Genomic DNA, 19508 nt, shown 5'->3' with positions numbered 1-19508 from the left:
AAATCCTTTCTACTACCACGCTAATATAAATTCTGATCCATATACGTTAAAAACCCTACGCATACAAAGCAGATAAATCCGAACAAATTATTTATCTTAATTTTGAGAATTATCCTCTTGTCTTACCACCTGCAACGTTCAGGGTAACACCATGGATATATCCTGCTTTTTCACTTGCAAGGAATGCACATGTTGTTGCTACTTCTGATAATTTACCAGAACGTCCCAGTGGAGTTGTAGATGTCTTACTGTATCCAGCTCTTAAATCATCTACAGTAATTCCTCTTGTATAAGCAAGAGCTTCTTCATAAGCAAGAGTTCTAAGTCCTGTTGCTTCCATGATACCAGGAGCTACACCTACAACACGAACACCTAATTTACCAAGTTCTTTTGCCCATGAACGAGTTAAAGAATTTACTGCATTCTTTGTTGCTGCATATACGCTCTGACCTTCAGATCCTTCTAATCCTGATTCAGAAGACATGTTGATGATCACTCCAGCTCCTTTTGCTGCCAACACACGTCCAACAGCCTGTGCACATAAGAATACACCTTTGAAGTTAACTGCTGTTACTTTATCCCATACAGCTTCATCTAATTCGTATTTGCCATTTGGATCTTTTGGATCTACCAACAGTCTAGGAATATTGATACCTGCATTGTTTACTAATACATCTAAGGTACCAAATTTTTCTACTGCCTGAGCTACCATTCCATCCACAGATTCCTTACTTGTAACATTTGTCTGGACATATAAGAAGTTATCATCAGATGCGCCATCGTATGCTGGTGCTTCTGGTGCCATATCAGCAACTACTACTTTTGCTCCTACATTCAGGAATTCCTGTGCAACTGCTTTTCCAATTCCAGATGCAGCTCCGGTAATCACTACTACTTTTCCTTCTAAACCTAGCCATGTACTCATTCTATTTTCCTCCTTAAAAAATAAATAATTAGTATATCAAATTTGGTATATAGAATACCATAATCTGCATGATCTACAAACAAAATTTAAGATAGTCATTAAATTTTGTCCTCTGAAATAATTTGTTCGTGCTCCAACAACTGCTGGAAAGAATCCTTTCTCATGGAATAAAGCAGTAAAAAAATACTATCGACAACAGCCATTGCCGCTGATCTTGTAAAACTGACCTGGTCATAAAATACTCTTTCCCGCGATGCAGTTGTCAATACAATATCGCTGTTTTCTGCCAATGGTGACTCTGGCTGATTGGTAATGGTCACAACGAGGGCTCCTCTTTTTTGCGCAATTCGTGCCATTCCTACCAATCTTCTGGATGCTCCGGAAGCTGATATTCCGATTAATACATCCCCTTTATTTAATGTAAAAGAAAATGCCTGCTGTGCCTCCCACACATTGGATGCTACAGAACGAATTCCAACCTGATTGAACTTATAGCTGGCATCCATGGCAATTGGTATAGAATTTCCGACTGCCGCCACTTCTACCACATCTGCTTTTACAACAGCATCAATCACCTTCCTGATCGACTCTTCATTCAGATTGTTGATCGTCGCTTCCAACTCCTCTACCTTACTGACAAGAATATTGTGCAATGACTGCCCAATGTGATTAATATCAATGGCATTCGTTGTAATATAATCTTTTCTCGTCTTCATATCCTTGGCCATCTCAATCTTCAACTGATGAAATCCGCTGAACCCGACCTTTTTGCAAAATCGAATAATCGTAGCCTGGCTGGTCGAACATTCTCCTGCCAAAGCTGCCACAGACATCTCCACTGCTGCATCCGGATGATCCAATAGATAATCAGCCACTTTTTTCTCTGCATCAAACAATTGATCGTATGTGGTGAAAATGTAATCTCTTACTGTCATTTCCTTTGCCATAATATACACTCCACTTCTCTCTGGTAACTTACTCTTATAGAATATTGTCGCTTATTTTTTCTATTTTGTCAACTTAACCAGTTTCATTTTTTTGTATATTTCTAACAAATTCACCACCGTTGAAACACTATTTATTTCATAATTCTATTATACCGTGAAATTTTATTTTGTCAATATTTTTTTTGCGAAATTTTATTTTGTTATTTTTGTAACAATTAAAACTCCCAAATATTCCCTGGAATGAAAATACAGAGGATTTTTCTCCAAAATACAAGATAAAAACAAGAAAAATGGCAGAAGCATTATCATTCTTCTGCCATTTTTCTTGTTAAAATTTTATCTTATTCAAATTGACACTCCGCGAAGGTCTGGCGCCCCACTAAGCTATACCTGATATACAACTTTTCCTTCCTTTATAGTCGTTAAAACTGTGATATCTTTCATCTGCTGTTTGGGAACTTCCATAGGATTTCTATCTAAAATTACCATATCAGCCAGCTTTCCTGCTTCCAATGTTCCTTTCTGCTTCTCTTCGTGGTATTCATAAGCGCCATGGATGGTAATCGCCTTCAACGCATCGTACACATCAATGCACTGTTCCTGTCCAATAGACTGTCCTCTTCGTGTCCTTCGATTGACTGCACACCATACAGAATGAAGCATATTAGGTTTTGTAACTGGTGCATCCTGATGGAAATTATACGGCATATGAAGATCCAGCGCTGTCCGTACCGGACTGATCGCAGCCCCTCTGATCGGACCTAAATTTTTTAGATGAATATCTCCCCAATAATACGTATGCCCAACAAAAATAGATGGTATGATGTGTAAATTTGCCATACGCTCCATCTGATCCTTTCTTGCTGTCTGGCAATGAATCATCACTGGCCGCAGATCTGCATCGATTGCCCCTTCCTGCTTCTCATAGGCCTTTTCAATACTTCGGATAAACTGTTCTGACGCCGCATCTCCATTACAATGAGCCAGGATCTGATATCCACCCTTTACTGCATTGGATACGACTTCTTCCACATAACTATCTTCATGAGTTGGGTATCCACAATAACTTTCTTCCCCTTCATATGGCATAGAAAGCCATGCCGATTTTCCCTGCGGGGAACCATCTAAGATGACCTTAGCACCTCCAATTTTCACCCTGTTCTTATAAATTCCATTATACTCACTGAACTGTGCTACGGTCTTTTCATAGTCATCTGCCAAAATATATACTACAACATCCAGCTTTAGCCGCCCTGTGGCTCCATAGGAAGCCAACATCTGCATAGCCTGCCCCATAGCCGCACCTTCCTGCACTGTGGTAATTCCATTCTTAAGATAAAGCTTCTCGGCTGCTTCCATCTGTACCATCAGATCACCCTTCATTCTCGCCATTGCCGGCATGAGAATTTTCATAAGTGCTGGTGTCTCTTCCACATATCCATTCAGACTTCCATCCTCATATCGTCCGAATCTGCCACCCTTTGGATCTTCTGTATCATCAGTAACCCCTGATAACTGAAGCATTGCAGAATTGGCCACACCCATGTGACCAGATGCATGAGAAATATAGATTGGAATCTGGTCAGAAACCTCATCCAACAGCTTTTTATCCGGATGCACCTCCTCTTCTAAAAAATTATGATCATATCCACTCGCAAATACGACTCCTGTAGCATCCATATGATTTTTTTCTATATACTCAGTTAAACTCTCTGCAATCTGAGAAAAACTCTCTGTTTCCGATAAATCACACATCTGGACACTTTGCGCCACCTGGGAAAAATGACTATGAGGATCAATAAATGCTGGCATTAATGTTTTGCCTTTCAGATCAATCTCCTGACCCTGCTCCCCACATATCTTCTTTGCTTTTTCGTAGCTTCCCACGTAACAGATTTTTCCCTCTTCTTCTATGAGTGCCTCTGGACAGTCACCCTTATGGACCATGGTAAGAATAGTCCCTCCATAATACAATTTCTTCATAAAAGCCCTCCATGATAGCCACGATCCGTCATCTTCATGGATTGAATGTTGAATCTGGCGTATTTCTAATCATCTTTACTTTTTACTGATATTGTATAAGATTCTTCAATTGGAAGCAAGAAATATTCTTTGGCATATACTCTCCCTGTTTTGGCGTAAAAATGCCGTTTCGAAACTCCGTCAGAAAAAAGAAGACAGCTGCTATTTTCATAACAACTGCCTTCTTTTCATTTTTATGCTCTTACATAAGCCTGCATAATTGCAAGTTTCTTGTCTTGAGGAGATTTTGGTACAATTCGATATCTACCAATATGTGCTGGTATGATAAAGGTTTCTCCATAGTGTACTTCGTATGGAGTAAAACTTCCATCTATACTTTCTACTACAGCTTCTTCCCCATCAATCAAATTTAACATGTTCACGCTTTCCTTAGTAGATAAAACAATGGGCTCATTAAACCAATGTCTCCTAGTTTCAATAAATTCCAGTTTATGAAGACCAGTTCTTTCTTCTTTATGTCCTTCCTGCTCATCTACTATTTGTACATTGTTAATTAAATTTTCCTGTACCCACTTAGTATCTCTATTTGTCTGAATATTTTCTTTTCCATGTTCAATATGTACCGGTCTTGGTTTTCCATCTAATCCTATTCTTCCCCAATCCCAAAGTTTAAATGTAAAGATGTATGGAGTTGCGCTGATCTCTAATACAACGACACCAGTCCCTCCACAATGTACTGTTCCTGCTGGAATCAGAAAATGATCATGTTTTCTTGCTGGAAAGCAATTGATATATTTTTCATCTGGAAAAATATATTCTCCATCTTGTGCCTTTTTTAAATCATTTACCATATCATCTAACTTGATATTTTCTTTCACTCCAAGGTAAACAGTTGCTCCCTCATCTGCATCTAAAATATAATAACTTTCATCTTGTGTATAATGCATCCCGAATTTTTCCTGAATATATTCTGTCAAAGGATGTACCTGAAGACTTAAATTTCCTCCATTCATTGTATCCAGATAATCAAATCGAATCGGAAATTCTTTTCCAAATCGACTATGCACTTTTGGTCCTAATAACTCATCTGGATACTGATGTACCACATTGATCGAAGGTACCTCAATCCTCACATCTCCATATTTTAAATATAAACTGTTTTCTTCTGGCACACCATCAAAAGCCCATCCATAATTCTTATCGATATGTTCTAAATCAAATTTTTCTTCCATCCAGGTTCCGCCCCATACACTTGCATCAAAATATGGAACCCCACGAAATGGCTGGGAGACAACTACCTCCAGTCCATGGCGATAATCTTCTCCAGATACCATTGCAGGATCATTTTTACGATTAGTATCTAGCAGATAATTAATGGATGAGTGTAATTGTTGCTTTAACTTATCACTGATTCTCCATTCAAAGAAATATCCTCTTTTATATTTTTTCAGAATATCTTCTTCTGAATTTTCAATCTTCCAGTTAGTTCCACCAGTACGGTAGCGAATCTGTGCTTCCCATCTTGCAAGATCTGCATAAATCAATATGTCGCCTTTTGTAATTAGAGATGCACCTGTACCATAAATAACTGTTAATCCTTCAATCTGATCTATTTCCTCTTTTGTCTTTTTCAGTACATTTGAATCAAAAAAATCTCTTATTTCATAATGTGTCAGAAGTCCAAAAACTCTATCTTCCGGAATCAGATCACGTTCTACCATTTGATTGATTTTTTCTGTATCAAATGCAAGATCATCTGCAAAAATAATCTTCTCTGGCTGTAACGACTCAATCAGATTTTTGCAAATTTCATTATTATCAATTCCTATATAGCTTTCAATAACAACTGTTTTCTTTCCTTTTCCAATATGTTTTCTTAATTCTGTGACAATTGCCTCATATCCTGCCCATGCACCTTGGTAATTTTCAATTTTAGTCTCAGGATATCTATCATACTTTGCCATAGTGTCATACCTCCTATCATTATAATGTTATATCATTTAGTATTATTGAAAAAGATTGTTTCAACAATCTTTTCCTCTTTGCTATTATTTTTTTAATTCCATCACTACATGGTACGTATAACGATCTCCTCGATAATAACCTGTTGTATATTCTATCGCCTTTCCCATATCATTATATGATACACGCCGTCTTCTTAAAACAGGAATTCCTTTTGTCATTCCTAATTTTTTTTGCACATTTAATGACGGCATTAAACAATCAAATTGTTCATCAACATGAACTGGAACAATTCCTCTTTCTCTTAAAATTGCATATGCACTTTCAATTTTTTCTTCTCCATTCAACGGGAGATTTGTGTCTAATGTGAAATAGGATTGAAAATACACGATTTCTTTACCATCTCCTGTTCGAACTCTTTCAAGAAAATATAAGAAACTTCCTTCTTCCACCGAAAATATTTTTGCCAAAAAAGCATTTGCTTTTTTTAAAGAAATCTTTACATCTTTTGATCCTGGTTCCAGATTTCGTTCTTTCATCTCATCTGTAAAACTTCGAATTGTATTCAAATATTCGTCAATGCATGGCTGAAAAGTGACAATCGTTCCTTTCCCCCTGGCGCGTTTCACCATATCATCTTGTTCAAGTTCCTGAATAGCCTGCCTTGCAGTAATACGACTAACGCCATATAACTCTTGTATTTCCTTTTCGCTTGGAATATGATCCCCATATTCATATTCTTGTTTAATAATCTTTTCTCTTAAAATATTACTAATTTGTAAATACAATGGAGGTGCACCCTTAGAATCATCTAATTTTTTCATCTTTCACCTCGTTTTTATCTCTTTCATTGTTATAACATTATAATATATTCTTTTAAAGAAAAAATCAATCCTTTTACGAGAAAATTCGTTTTCATTCTCACTAATTCTTCTCTTAAGTTTATGATGTTGGGCTGAGCCGATGGTTTCTTTGTTCCTCAAAGTTTCGTTTCTCTGCCTGAGAAACGAAACTTTGAGGAACAGGCTTAAAGCCTAACAACCAAAAAGAAACAGCTGCTGTTTTCATAACAACTGTTTCCTTTGGTTTTTATAACAATACCATTAAACTTCTTTTTTCAAGATTTATCTAGCGATTTCTCATATTCAATACTATATTTCTCATATGCATTTACTACGATTGTCTGCCGATAATGATCTTTTCTCACCATGCCATACCCATAATTCATATGTACATGACCATGAACAAAATATCTTGGTTTATATCGCTCAATCATATCTAAAAAGCATTGAAATCCTCGATGAGGCATATCTTTTCCATCGTGCAATCCCTTAGCTGGTGCATGAGTCAAGAGAATATCAAATCCACGATATCTCTGAATCTTTGTCCAAAGACGCCAATACCTTCTCCTCATTTGTTTTTCTGAATATTGATAACGACCTAAATTATATTTCATAGATCCTCCCAGTCCAAGAATCCGAATTCCATTATAATTGATCAGATCATCATCTATACAGATGCATCCTTCTGGTGGATTTTTTTCGTAATCATTGTCATGATTTCCATGAACATACAACACATCACAATGATACATGGTCGTCAGAAACGATAGGTAATCCGCGTCCAAATCTCCACAAGATAAGATCAGATCAGGAGAAGTATGTCGATTTTGCTCATAAAATTCCCACAAAGCTTTCGATTCCACATCTGCAACTACTAATATCTTCATAATCGACTCCTGTCTTCCTTTCGAATCCCCTGCACCTCTAGAAGAATCTTTGCTTCCCCTGTTAATTCCTTTTTCAATGGGATGTTTCCTACAACATTGTCTGCCAGCCAATCCATTGTCATAATGTCCTGAGCGGTCATTTTATTTCCATCCCTGTTTTTCAAAATATGATCCTGTGCATAAATTTCTCCAGAAAAAGGATACAAGATTCGATTTTGTATTGATCCTTTCAGACTTTCTACCAAATGACGGATTCCATATGGTAATCTACTGGATAACAAAATATCAATAACACCTGCATTCATCCCCCACCAATAATTAATTGCTTCACCTGGTTTCAATTTTTCTTTTTTCCATGTATTATTCAGAATCGACTGGATTACTTTAGAGTAGAAAATCTGCCAATTCCATAAGGTCAGCGCAACTGGACTCTCTTCCTGATGATGGAAATCATAAAGTCCAAATCTTATATGGTCGCTGTTGGGAATCATGCTGTCATATCCTGAAACCACTGAAATCTGATCTGCCTTTAATTCCATTTCCGCATTCTTCTCTTTTTCTGTAAACCAGTGAAGGTAAACCTTCGCTTCTGGATTTACCATCTGAACTCCTAAAGCAAATGCATTAATGTTAGCAATCGAACCATAAATAGGGTAATCAGCCAAATAACCAATTCTTCCAGAATGATCAATAATTCCTGCTATGATACCCAGAAGAAATTTTGCCTCATAGAGCCTTCCATAATAAGTCTTAATATGTCCGTAACAAGTATTCAGCGAACAATTTAGTATCTTTATATTGGGATATTTTACAGAAATAGACATGCATGCATTCAACATTCGTGGCGTCGTCGTAAAAATCAACGTACACCCCTTATGAATTGCCTCTTCCATTGCATTAATGCCATCGAACGATGTCTGTATATTGTAATATGGATAGGTTTCCACCCTGCTTCCATATTCCTGTGAAATCGCCTGTCTTCCCAAATCATGGCTATATGTCCACTTGGATGTCTGTGGTGTTTTTTCATAAAGAAATGCAATTTTAAGCTTCGCTATAGATAATTTCAGATTATTTCGTATAACACCACCCGATTTAAAACTATCTGCATTCATTTTCAGATTCACCTTCCGATGATCTGGAAAACAATCGAAATCTTCCTGAAGCTTTAAAATCTCATTCTTAAGCTCCTTTTGCGTCTTTGTCAATATATTCTCATATCCGTAATAATCTAGGTAAATCAAAAAAGCATCTGCATTTGTAAGAGAATAGCGGTTTAGCTTCTGTTCCTCGAAAATAATGGAAAAACGATCAAAGCAAGCTTTAAAATCTTTTCGCTTTTCCAGAGTCCATATATCCATGCTGGAATCCACATGCTTTAACAGCACCTGATAACAGCCCAGTTCTGAGAAATTAACATAATTAATATTCGTCAGCCGATAAAACTCCAGAAATTCGTAATAAATTTCTGACTGCTTTGTTCCATCCTTCTTCGGCACCAGACGGATCACGTTCCCAAGTATGCTGTCTGCATGAAAGTATTTCATGACACTCACTCGTTTGTTACCTTCCCGAATATAAAAGCAGTTCATAAATTCGTAAGCCTGTATTGGATCACGAATTCCTTCATTTAGATGAGACTGGTAGAGATTCATCCATTTAATAGCAAACTCTGTATCGTTTTCTAAAACAGGCATAAAATTACTGGAAAATGCATTAGTCCTTCCACGACTTTTGGTACCCATAATCTGATTCAATGGAATCTCTACTAATCCCAGATTCTGTTCTTTTATAATATCTACATGCTCCAACAAATCATCCAGCACAGGCAAATATGGATATTTCCCACAATTTGTATGCTTTCGTACTTCCTTTAATCCCAGCTTTCTGGCCTTCTCATATTCCTTTACAACCATCTTTCTACCTCTTATTTCATTGGCATAATACGGAGTGCATCTTTCCTTGTAGTCACAATTCCCCTAAGCTTTCTTTTTTTTAAGATAATAAAAACTATATGCTGGAATATCTACGCCGGATGCTTTTCTCACCTTTCCTGTCATCAGATCGATATAATCCCCATCTGTTTCATTAATCCATGCAGTCTTATCATATTCACTGAAATTGAAAATTCCGATTATTTTCTCTCCTTCATAATATCTTCCGATACATAATACTGCAGGTTCCCATGTTTCTATGGTCCATGCATCTGCATTCGATACAAAAGCCTTTTCTGTTTTCCTGATTTCTTCTAATTGTTTTAAGCCTTGGAAAATCTGTCCTTCAACAGTAGTAATCTCCTCTTTTAACTCTGCTTTTTCCCAATTCATCTTTCCTCGGTGGATATAACGGGAATCTTCTGCTTTATGAGGGTCCTCTTTATACGTCCAGTCATTTACCTGTCCAATTTCATCTCCACTATAAATGATAGGAATTCCAGACTGCATAAACATATAGGCATGTAAAGTCAGATCCAATTGAATTGCTTTTTTCATAGCTTCCGGATCTTTTTCAAATCCTGCTTTTTCAATACCGCACATGGATGCAGTCGTTCCGCAGAAACGTCCATCTCCGCTGATCGGATCAAAATTATATAATTCACCACGACTGTTGCTTGCGCCACGATACCCCTGAAAATAATCATTTAAATAATACTTATGAGAAACCTCCCCAATTCCCTCTTCGCCAAGCGTTGCATAATCTAATCCCCATCCAATATCATCATGACAACGAAGATAATTCAGGAATACATAGTCTTTTGGAAGAGCATTGACAATGTCTAATTGTTTTTTTAATAAGCGTACATTTCTCGTTGCTACCGTATGCCACGTTGTTGCCATAGTAGTCACATTATATAACATGTGGCATTCTGGTTTTTCCACCGTTCCAAAATAAGGTGCTACCTTCTCCGGTTCCATTACAACCTCTCCTAACAAAAGAACACCTGGGCAGACAATCTCACTGATAATTCTCATCATACGGACAATAGTATGCACCTGCTTTAGATTGCGGCAGGTTGTATTTAACTCTTTCCAGATATAGGGCACTGCATCGATTCGTATAATATCCATTCCCTTATTAGCCAGAAACAGGAAGTTATACATCATTTCATTGAAAACGACTGGATTTCCATAATTTAAATCCCATTGATATGGATAAAACGTTGTCATTACAAACTGTTTAGCATCTGGAAGCCATGTAAAATTACCGGGAGCTGTTGTTGGAAAGACCTGTGGAACTGTTTGTTCAAACTGTCGGGGAATTGTATCATCTGGATAGAAAAAATACCGATCCATGTATTCTTTTTCACCCTGTCTTGCTTTTTGGGCCCATATATGATCCTCTGAAGTGTGGTTCATAACAAAATCCATACACACATTGATCTGCTTTTTATGACAGGCTTCTGTCAATTTCTCAAGGTCTTCCATGGTGCCCAGCTCAGGCTTGACCTTTCGAAAATCTGCTACCGCATATCCTCCATCGGAACGCCCCTCTACCGTATCTAAAAATGGCATAAGATGAATATAATTAACGTTGCTTTCTTCAATGTAATCCAACTTCTTTTTTACGCCATTCATATCACCTGCAAAATTATCTATGTAAAACATCATGCCAAGCATGTCATTGCTTTTGTACCAATCTAGATGTTCTTCCCGATATTTGTCTATGGTCTTTAATTCCTTTTTTCTGTCCTTATAAAAATCTTCCAGCTGCTGACATAACTCCTGAAACAATCCTTTCGTTCCATAAAGCTCCATATACAGCCATTCCAACTCTTCTTTTCTTTTTTCAAATCTTTGTCTAAATAATTCCATTTCTTTCATTCTACATATTCCTCCAACTATTTATAATGCATGAAAAGGGCTAGGCCATTTCAAATGACCTGGCCCTTTCAGAGAGAATATCATGGTATACTAAGTTTAATTTGTAATTGTTTCTTCCGTTTCCTTATCAAATACGTGTATCTTCGTAGTATCCAGTTCAAAGGTAACGGTATCTCCTGCTTTAATATCAGTTGCTGAACTTACTCTTGCTGTAAGCTGATTTGTTCCAGATTCTGTATAGAGATATGCTTCTGAACCTAATAATTCATATACATTTACCGTACACTGCAACACATTATCTTTCGCATTATTTGCTGCAAGTGTAACATCCTCTGGTCTAATTCCTGCAATGACTTTCTTACCATCGTATTTGCCCCTGATCAGTTTTTCTGCCTTTTCTTCCGGAAGTGTAATCATCACATCACCAATCTTTAATTCTGCTTTTTTTCCAGACACTACACATTCTGCCTCTAAAAAATTCATCTGAGGAGATCCGATAAAACCAGCAACGAATACATTGCATGGTTTATTATATAAATTCTGTGGACTATCGACCTGCTGAATTACTCCGTCCTTCATAACAACAATTCTTGTACCTAGAGTCATCGCTTCAGTTTGGTCATGGGTTACATAAATAATTGTTGCACCAAGACGTTTGTGCAGCTTTGAGATTTCTGTTCTCATCTGAACACGAAGCTTCGCATCCAGGTTTGATAATGGTTCATCCATTAAGAATACCTTTGGATTACGAACAATCGCACGTCCCATAGCAACCCTCTGTCTCTGTCCACCGGATAAAGCTGCTGGTTTACGATCTAATAAACGTTCCAAATCTAAAATTCTTGCTGCTTCGCGAACCATTTTATCGATTTCAGCCTTTGGGGTTTTTCGAAGCTTTAACCCAAATGCCATATTATCATATACCGTCATATGTGGATATAATGCATAGTTCTGGAATACCATGGCAATATCACGATCCTTTGATTCAATATCATTCACCAACACATCATCAATTTTAAACTCTCCTGATGAAATATCCTCTAAACCTGCGATCATACGTAATGTTGTAGATTTTCCACAACCAGATGGTCCTACAAAAATAATAAATTCCTGATCCGCAATTTCTAAATTAAAATTTTTCACTGCCTGATATCCATTGGGATATTCTTTACAAATATTTTTTAAAGATAACCTTGCCATCTTTTTCCCTCCATTCTTGTGATTGAAAAATTATCTTAGCTTATGATAATTTTTCATTTCCAATAAAAACTCCTCGATTGGTTCAAAATAAACCATCTGATTTTTCACTTTCATACTATAAACATCTCTGTTTGGAAGACCAGAAGTATAGTCTAAAATATTAATCCCCTGCTCATGGATTCTTCCTTTTTTTACATAATCAATTTCTTTTCGTTGAAATCGATCAACTGTCTTACGCTTTGCCTTGCGAATAATTTTGGCTACCTCCATATCTCCATTTACATATTCGAATTCATACTCATACTTCCAGTTTCGAATTACAAAAATATAAACAAGCACCAATGCTGCCACAAAGATCAATGCCAATGCAATGAAAAAGATTGCATCAAACAATAATACGATGGCCGCTGAAAGCACAATCGCTTTTATCAACTGTTGTTGTTTGGACAAAACATGCGGTACCGTCCATTCTAAAACGACATCTCCCAAAATTACACCTCCAAAGCAACGATATGACATTGCCAAGCTTCATATTGTTCCATGACAGGAACTGGGATTCCTGCTTTCATAAGCACCTTTCCAGAATATACTCCATCGTTTCCCAGAATCTTATAAAAACAATCTGCTTCTAATCCCTTTAATTTCAGATATTTTTGAGGTTCATTAGATTCTACCTCTGTTTTCACCAGACTGGCCACTGCCTCTTTCCGATCTTTGGATACATGCTGCCAGGCCATATATCCGCAGGCATCATAAGGTTTTGTCAGTCGGTAATAATCACCATAAGCAATAATGTGATAATACTTTTTATAAATATCAATCTGTTCTCTACACTGTTGTTTTTGTTCTTTGGATAATTTTGTTGAATCAAGTTCATATCCAAGAATCCCATCCATGGCCACAACTCCTCGTGTATTCAATGGTGTTGTTCTGGCTGTCTGATGATTTGGACATACAGATACATGTGATTCTATTGTATTGATCGGATATCCAAAGGAAGTTCCATATTGAATGTTCAATCGATTTATGGCATCTGTATTATCGCTACACCAGATTTCCGGATGATAGTAAAGCATCCCCGGATCAAATCTTCCTCCACCACCGGCACATCCACAGAATAGGATATCTGGATGTGTGAGAATTACCTGATCCAAAATATAGTATAATCCCAAAATGTATCTATGGAAGATCTCTCCCTGGTGCTCATATCCATGATAGGAAGACCAGACGTCTGTCATATTTCGGTTCATGTCCCACTTCACATACTCAATATTGGCGCCATCCAAAATGCTATTGATACTGTTGATCAAGTAGTCACATACATCTTTTCTGGACAAATCCAATACAAGCTGATATCTTCCTCTCGTCGGCTTGCGATCTTTGATTTTCAGACACCATTCCGGATGACTCCGATATAGATCACTATCTTCGGATACCATTTCCGGTTCCATCCAAAGTCCAAACTTTAATCCAAGATTATTAATTTTTTGAACAAAATCATCTAATCCATTTTTCAGTTTATCAGTATTCACGCTCCAGTCTCCTAAGCCTGAATCATCGCTATCCCTTTTTCCAAACCATCCATCATCCAGAACAAACAATTCCACACCCATATCCACTGCTTCTTTTGCAATATTTAACAACTTTTTGTCATCAAAATCAAAATATGTTGCTTCCCAACTATTGATAACAATCGGCCTTTCTTTATGGGTATATGAACTTCTGCACAAGTTCTCACGATATAAATCATGATATTGGTGAGACAATTTAGAAAATCCCTGGTCAGAATAAGATAAGACAACCTCAGGTGCATCGAAGCTTTCTCCCGGTTGTAAATAGTATGAAAATCCTCTAGGATTGATACCAAATACTACCCTTGTCTGATCAAACTGATCCTTTTCAATCTCACATAAGAAATTACCACTGTATACAAAAGAGAATCCATAACAATCCCCCTGATCTTCATCTGCAGTTGGTCTGCACATGATCACAAATGGATTATGCTGATGGCTGGATGCTCCCCTGCTGCTTTCAATACTCTGTACTCCAGAGGAAATTGGAGTTCTGGTCATATTTCTTTCCATGGTATGTCTTCCATTGAAATGAATAAAATCAAACTCTGCATCCATAAAGTCCATCATCATTGACATGATTCTATTTATATAAATCGGCTTACTGCCATTGTTTTTTACTCTTACAGTTCTTGTGATCATGTCCTTTTCTTCAAAAACACTGTAACAGAGAATCACCATTACTTTAGAGGCCTGGTCCTGCAGACAGATTTCTAAAGTATCGACAGTATCCTTTTCTGTCTGGAATACTCCTGGCAGACCATTCAATTCATATTTCCCTGAATAAATCCGATGTCCCACTACTTTGCCCAAAAAAGAAGTACTTCCATCTCCATTTTTGATCTCAATACTTGATTTTCTATAATCACCACACCCATCGCTGGAAAATTCCTGAGGTAATACATCTAATGAATACGTCCGATCGTTTCCTGCCTCATGTGGATTTGGAGAAAAACCTCTGTCTTTCGGCTGAATCAAGTATCCTAAATCCTGATCCTTTATCTTCTCACCATAATATAAATGCAATAAATAACCATATTGATCCATTTTCATCTGATAAGTTGTCTGCTTCGTCTCCAATATAAAAGTTTTTGTCTCTTCAAAATATCTGACTGCCATATTATTAGCCTCCAATTACGTTTATTTTTTTATTTTCCTCCGGTCATAGCCACGCCTTCAATCAAATGCTTCTGGAATACCAGATAAATGATTACCATTGGCAGCATCGCTAATAAGGATCCCGCCATCAGCACAGGGAAATTGGTACTAAACTGACCTCTCAATGTTGCGAGACCAGAAGAAAGTGTCATCATATTAATATCTGTGTTAACAACCAACGGCCACATCAAATCTCCATATGCAAACACTGCTGTAAAGATACCCAGTGCTGCCATAGAAGAAGTGGTTAGTGGAACCATAATCTTGGAAAAAATCTGCCACTGATTACATCCATCCAAACGAGCAGCTTCCGCAATCTCGTCTGGAATTCCCATATAGGCCTGTCTTAAGAAGAAGGTACCAAAGGCACTTACCAGACCTGGGAATACTAATGCGAAAATAGAATTTGTCAAACCAAGTTTTGCAAGCATCTTATACTGCGGAATCAAAAAGATCTGAGACGGCAGCATCATCTGCATCAATACAATAGCAAACAATATATTTTTTCCCTTAAATTCCAGCTTAGCAAATGCATACCCAGCCATTGAACTGAATACAACTGCACATACAACACGCCAGAAAATCAGCAAGATCGTATTTTTATAAAGTGCCAGGAATGGTAAGCTCTTGAGAGCATCTTTATAGGTATCCAGACTCCATGAATTTGGTAAGATTGTAGGAGGAATCTGCATACTTTCGCCCACTGTCTTAAAGCTGGTTAACAACATCCAGACAAATGGAAAAATCATAATACAGGAACCAATGATAAAGAAAATGTAAATTCCTACGGTTCTTCGTTTTTTACTTTTTGATAATGAAGAATTCATGCGCTCGCTCCTTTCTTATATTTCATAGTTAACCCATTTTTTCTGGCCAACAAACTGTACCGCTGTTACAATACCAATCAGGAATACCGTCCAGATAACAATGGCAGATCCTAATCCCTGGTTACCAGATACAAAGGATTCCCTATAGAACAAGTACATCAGTGACTGTGCATCAGTAAGTACCGGATTGGACTGTTCTACAATCATGTAGATGATATCGTATACCTTTAAGGACGCCATCAAACGTGTAATAATTACTACAAACAATGTTGGGGATACCATCGGCAGTGTAATATGGAAAAATTGCTGAATTTTACTTGCACCGTCCAAACTTGCTGCTTCATAGTAGGATTTTGAAATATTCTGAAGTCCTGACAATAAAAGCACTGCATCATATCCAACAGCACTCCAGATTGCTACAATGGCACACGTAATCATAATGATATGTGGATTAGAAACCCAGTTAATGTGTGCATGCAAAACACTGTTGATAATACCATATTCCGTATTAAACATCCATTTCCATACCATAGCTACTGCTGCAGGAGCAACTACCATTGGAAGGAAGAAGATTGCACGAAAGGCTGTCCTTCCCTTAATTTTAGAATTTAACATGATTGCTACGATCAAGGAGATAAAAACTCCGATTGGCACTGTTAAAATACAAAAGTAAATGGTATTCCATGTTGCTTTCCAGAATTCTGCACTAGAAAACATCTTTACATAATTATCGATTCCCTGCATTTTATAAAGTCCAAATGGCAAGGTTTTCGCGAAACTCAGTTTTAATGTATCGAAGAATGGATAGAAATTTAATACAATCAATCCAATAATCGTCGGTGCAACCATAAGGTAGCCCCAAAACGCTTCCTGTCTCTTCGCTTTTGACATGTCAATACCCCCTATTCATCATTTTTTGCTGTATTGATATATTCATTAATCTTGTCCAAACCTTTATCAATGGATACTTTTCCAGAATAAATCTTTAACAGCTCTTCTGTTACTTTTGGCTTCCATACACTTCGGTATTTATTATTTACGCTTTGAACACTGTAATCAAACATATCTACACATTTTTGTACATCAATAACATAATCAAAATCATCAAATACTTTGATCCATGTATCTTCTAACCCTTCATAAGCAGGAATCGCAGCTCCAGATTCACCCTGAATCCTCTGTCCTTCCTCGCTTCCGGCAAATCTCAAGAAATCTTTTACAATTTCCAGATTTTTACCTGTTGCAGATGTAGCATAACCTAAGCCATTGGAAATGGTTGCCCGTCCATCACCTGATTCTGGATTTGGGCATTTAGGAAGAACTGCCACATCCCATTTTCCTACCATGTCCGGATAGTTCTTCATTTCGGATAGCAGGTTCCAGTTTCCTTCCAGGAACATTGCTCCTTCTCCAGAAAAGAAAGCTGTTCCAGGAGATGTTTCTGCAAAATAATTCTGATCCGGACACCAATCTTCTTTCTGGAGATTGATATAATACTTCATAGCATCTCTGGTGGCTTTCTGATCAAATCCACCCTTTTCTTTGTCCTTTGTTAAGATATAACCGCCATTCTGATATACGAAATTCCAATATCCTAACTGATCATCTCCGTAAGCCATATAACCATATTTGCCTGTTGCATCATAAATTTTCTGAGAAGCTTCTGTTAAATCATCCCATGTCCAGTTTTCATCTGGATAACTAACCTTTGCTTCATCAAACATTTCTTTGTTATAAACCAGACATACGGTATCCTTGTCCTTTGGAACTGCATAAATATGTCCGTCGCTTCCCTGAGAATTAGCAATGGAAACATCTGAGAAATGTTCCTTGTAGTAATTCTCATCTTCGTAAAGGTCAGTCAAATCTGCTAGCTTTCCATAATCAGCATATTTTAAAATTTCATTGGTATGCATCCAAAAAATATCCGGCATTTGATTGCTTACAGCTGCTGCCTCTAACTTGGTCCAATACTCGTCCCAGCTTGTAACCTGTACTTCAATTTTAACGTCTGGATTTTTCTTGCTATATGCGTCACAAATCGCCTGCATTCCGTCTTTTTGTGCCACATCCCAGATCTGAAAAGTTAGCAATGTCTTTCCATCCTTTGTTTTAGAACTTTTTCCACAGGCTGCCAATGCAAGAACCAGGACTACCATCATAAAAACGGCAACCATTCTTTTTAATCTTTTCACAAAGCATCCTCCTTTTTGATTCATCATTTAATTTTTTATTTATTGATTCATACTCTATATGTCAAAATGAGTATTGTATCAAAATAAATAATGTAACAAGATATCCGGCCGGATACATATCATTCTAGATAAATTTTATAAAATATATCCTTTTTACATTTAAAATTATAAGCTTATTATCTAAAAAAAAACATAGGATATCGCATAACAAATATACCATAATGCTAGATTTTATTACAAAACATATAGTTGCGTAAAATTATGGTATATTTTATAATAAGAGCAGTAATAACAGAAAGGAGCATTGCCATGGAACCTAATATTTATCGTGTTTTTCCCAATGAATCCTATATGGATCTAACCTTATATCAATATGGCAGAGAAACCTGCACCCCTGCTCATTCCTATGGTCCTGCCATTCGTAACCATTATCTGTTTCACTTTATTTTGAATGGAAAGGGAACTTTATACTCAAACTCCACTGATGGTCAAACTCATGTCTTCCATCTCAAAAGACATGAAGGATTTTTGATCTCACCCCGACAGGTGAATACCTATATCGCTGATGAACGCGACCCTTGGGAATATGCCTGGATCGAATTTGATGGACTAAAGGCAAAGGAATGGTTGGACAACGCCGGTCTTTCCTGCAATACTCCGATTTTTAAAACCCATAAAAAAGAAAACATCCAACCTATGATCGAAGAATTAAAAGCGATCATCTATGGTCATGAGCGTTCTTCCCTATATCAGATTGGTCATCTCTACACCTTTTTAGACTTAATGGTGCATTCTTCTTTCTATTATAAGAATTTAAATACTGTAAAACTAAAAGAAGTATATATCCAACAAGCAATTACCTTTGTAGAACAAAACTATCATCTGGATATTACAATAGAAGATATTGCAACTTTTTGCAATCTTAATCGAAGCTACTTAGGAAAGCTTTTTAAAGAAATGGTAAATAAAACACCCCAACAATTTTTGATTCTTTATAGAATGAATCAAGCCTCTGAACTTTTGCGTTTTACCGAACTTTCCATTGCAGAAATCGGAAAATCCGTTGGATATCCAAACCAGCTTCACTTTTCACGAGCATTTAAGAATATCTATCACATTCCTCCAAGTCAATGGAGAAAGGAACACAAAAAATTTTAGAAACTAATGCTCTTAAACGAGTATCTCCCCGA

The 19508-nt window shown here is 37.0% G+C and carries 16 protein-coding genes; 1 reads left to right on the top strand and 15 read right to left on the bottom strand.

Annotation, left to right across the window (positions count from 1 at the left end; all coding sequences use genetic code 11):
- Positions 1-109: 109 nt before the first annotated feature.
- The 15 genes from BHF69_RS02525 to BHF69_RS02460 form a co-directional block, all read right to left on the bottom strand.
- A complete protein-coding gene (locus BHF69_RS02525) occupies positions 110-925 on the bottom strand; it encodes an SDR family oxidoreductase (protein ID WP_075669509.1) in 816 nt (271 codons plus the stop codon).
- Between the two features lie 98 nt (positions 926-1023).
- Positions 1024-1872, bottom strand: coding sequence for a MurR/RpiR family transcriptional regulator (locus BHF69_RS02520; protein ID WP_075669508.1), 849 nt, complete (start codon positions 1870-1872; stop codon positions 1024-1026).
- A 384-nt stretch (positions 1873-2256) separates the two neighbouring features.
- A complete protein-coding gene (locus BHF69_RS02515) occupies positions 2257-3855 on the bottom strand; it encodes an amidohydrolase (protein WP_075669507.1) in 1599 nt (532 codons plus the stop codon).
- A 233-nt stretch (positions 3856-4088) separates the two neighbouring features.
- Complete coding sequence (locus tag BHF69_RS02510; RefSeq protein WP_075669506.1) at positions 4089-5819, bottom strand: class I mannose-6-phosphate isomerase; 1731 nt, start codon at positions 5817-5819, stop codon at positions 4089-4091.
- An 84-nt stretch (positions 5820-5903) separates the two neighbouring features.
- Entirely contained in the window at positions 5904-6641 is a 738-nt protein-coding gene (locus tag BHF69_RS02505) for a GntR family transcriptional regulator (RefSeq protein WP_075669505.1), read from the bottom strand.
- A gap of 118 nt (positions 6642-6759) precedes the next feature.
- A complete protein-coding gene (locus BHF69_RS14520) occupies positions 6760-6885 on the bottom strand; it encodes a hypothetical protein (RefSeq protein WP_278276959.1) in 126 nt (41 codons plus the stop codon).
- A 49-nt stretch (positions 6886-6934) separates the two neighbouring features.
- Positions 6935-7546 carry a metallophosphoesterase family protein gene (locus BHF69_RS02500; RefSeq protein WP_075669504.1) on the bottom strand — a complete coding sequence of 204 codons (612 nt, stop codon included), beginning with the start codon at positions 7544-7546 and terminating at the stop codon, positions 6935-6937.
- Positions 7543-9462, bottom strand: a complete 1920-nt coding sequence (locus tag BHF69_RS02495) for a BMP family ABC transporter substrate-binding protein (protein ID WP_075669503.1) — start codon at positions 9460-9462, stop codon at positions 7543-7545. Before BHF69_RS02495 ends, BHF69_RS02500 begins: the two co-directional genes overlap by 4 nt.
- 63 nt (positions 9463-9525) lie before the next feature.
- On the bottom strand, positions 9526-11367 hold the full coding sequence (locus tag BHF69_RS02490) for an alpha-amylase family protein (protein WP_075669502.1): 1842 nt from the start codon (positions 11365-11367) through the stop codon (positions 9526-9528).
- Positions 11368-11463: 96 nt separating this feature from the next.
- On the bottom strand, positions 11464-12567 hold the full coding sequence (locus BHF69_RS02485) for an ABC transporter ATP-binding protein (protein WP_075669501.1): 1104 nt from the start codon (positions 12565-12567) through the stop codon (positions 11464-11466).
- Between the two features lie 30 nt (positions 12568-12597).
- On the bottom strand, positions 12598-13056 hold the full coding sequence (locus BHF69_RS02480; RefSeq protein WP_075669500.1) for a DUF6106 family protein: 459 nt from the start codon (positions 13054-13056) through the stop codon (positions 12598-12600).
- 2 nt (positions 13057-13058) lie between these two features.
- Positions 13059-15257, bottom strand: coding sequence for an alpha-galactosidase (locus BHF69_RS02475; RefSeq protein WP_075669499.1), 2199 nt, complete (start codon positions 15255-15257; stop codon positions 13059-13061).
- A gap of 29 nt (positions 15258-15286) precedes the next feature.
- The gene (locus BHF69_RS02470) at positions 15287-16123 is read right to left on the bottom strand and encodes a carbohydrate ABC transporter permease (protein WP_083650970.1); all 837 of its coding nucleotides are present in this window, start codon (positions 16121-16123) and stop codon (positions 15287-15289) included.
- Positions 16124-16138: 15 nt separating this feature from the next.
- On the bottom strand, positions 16139-17020 hold the full coding sequence (locus BHF69_RS02465) for a carbohydrate ABC transporter permease (RefSeq protein WP_442855839.1): 882 nt from the start codon (positions 17018-17020) through the stop codon (positions 16139-16141).
- 5 nt (positions 17021-17025) lie between these two features.
- Positions 17026-18300 carry an ABC transporter substrate-binding protein gene (locus BHF69_RS02460; RefSeq protein WP_075669838.1) on the bottom strand — a complete coding sequence of 425 codons (1275 nt, stop codon included), beginning with the start codon at positions 18298-18300 and terminating at the stop codon, positions 17026-17028.
- A 327-nt stretch (positions 18301-18627) separates the two neighbouring features.
- Between BHF69_RS02460 and BHF69_RS02455 the strand changes: the two genes are divergently transcribed.
- Positions 18628-19476 carry an AraC family transcriptional regulator gene (locus tag BHF69_RS02455; RefSeq protein WP_075669497.1) on the top strand — a complete coding sequence of 283 codons (849 nt, stop codon included), beginning with the start codon at positions 18628-18630 and terminating at the stop codon, positions 19474-19476.
- Positions 19477-19508: the final 32 nt, after the last annotated feature.

Source organism: Anaerostipes sp. 992a (genome assembly GCF_001940245.1).
GTDB lineage: Bacteria > Bacillota > Clostridia > Lachnospirales > Lachnospiraceae > Fimousia.
Note: the sequence above shows the minus strand (reverse complement) of the source record. Positions and strands in the feature narration are given on the sequence as shown.

What these genes read in the sequence shown, in the direction of transcription:
- BHF69_RS02525 (WP_075669509.1), bottom strand. Translation starts at nt 925, where the DNA reads ATGAGTACATGGCTAGGTTTAGAAGGAAAAGTAGTAGTGATTACCGGA.
- BHF69_RS02520 (WP_075669508.1), bottom strand. Translation starts at nt 1,872, where the DNA reads ATGGCAAAGGAAATGACAGTAAGAGATTACATTTTCACCACATACGAT.
- BHF69_RS02515 (WP_075669507.1), bottom strand. Translation starts at nt 3,855, where the DNA reads ATGAAGAAATTGTATTATGGAGGGACTATTCTTACCATGGTCCATAAG.
- BHF69_RS02510 (WP_075669506.1), bottom strand. Translation starts at nt 5,819, where the DNA reads ATGGCAAAGTATGATAGATATCCTGAGACTAAAATTGAAAATTACCAA.
- BHF69_RS02505 (WP_075669505.1), bottom strand. Translation starts at nt 6,641, where the DNA reads ATGAAAAAATTAGATGATTCTAAGGGTGCACCTCCATTGTATTTACAA.
- BHF69_RS14520 (WP_278276959.1), bottom strand. Translation starts at nt 6,885, where the DNA reads ATGAAAACAGCAGCTGTTTCTTTTTGGTTGTTAGGCTTTAAGCCTGTT.
- BHF69_RS02500 (WP_075669504.1), bottom strand. Translation starts at nt 7,546, where the DNA reads ATGAAGATATTAGTAGTTGCAGATGTGGAATCGAAAGCTTTGTGGGAA.
- BHF69_RS02495 (WP_075669503.1), bottom strand. Translation starts at nt 9,462, where the DNA reads ATGGTTGTAAAGGAATATGAGAAGGCCAGAAAGCTGGGATTAAAGGAA.
- BHF69_RS02490 (WP_075669502.1), bottom strand. Translation starts at nt 11,367, where the DNA reads ATGAAAGAAATGGAATTATTTAGACAAAGATTTGAAAAAAGAAAAGAA.
- BHF69_RS02485 (WP_075669501.1), bottom strand. Translation starts at nt 12,567, where the DNA reads ATGGCAAGGTTATCTTTAAAAAATATTTGTAAAGAATATCCCAATGGA.
- BHF69_RS02475 (WP_075669499.1), bottom strand. Translation starts at nt 15,257, where the DNA reads ATGGCAGTCAGATATTTTGAAGAGACAAAAACTTTTATATTGGAGACG.
- BHF69_RS02470 (WP_083650970.1), bottom strand. Translation starts at nt 16,123, where the DNA reads ATGAATTCTTCATTATCAAAAAGTAAAAAACGAAGAACCGTAGGAATT.
- BHF69_RS02460 (WP_075669838.1), bottom strand. Translation starts at nt 18,300, where the DNA reads ATGGTTGCCGTTTTTATGATGGTAGTCCTGGTTCTTGCATTGGCAGCC.
- BHF69_RS02455 (WP_075669497.1), top strand. Translation starts at nt 18,628, where the DNA reads ATGGAACCTAATATTTATCGTGTTTTTCCCAATGAATCCTATATGGAT.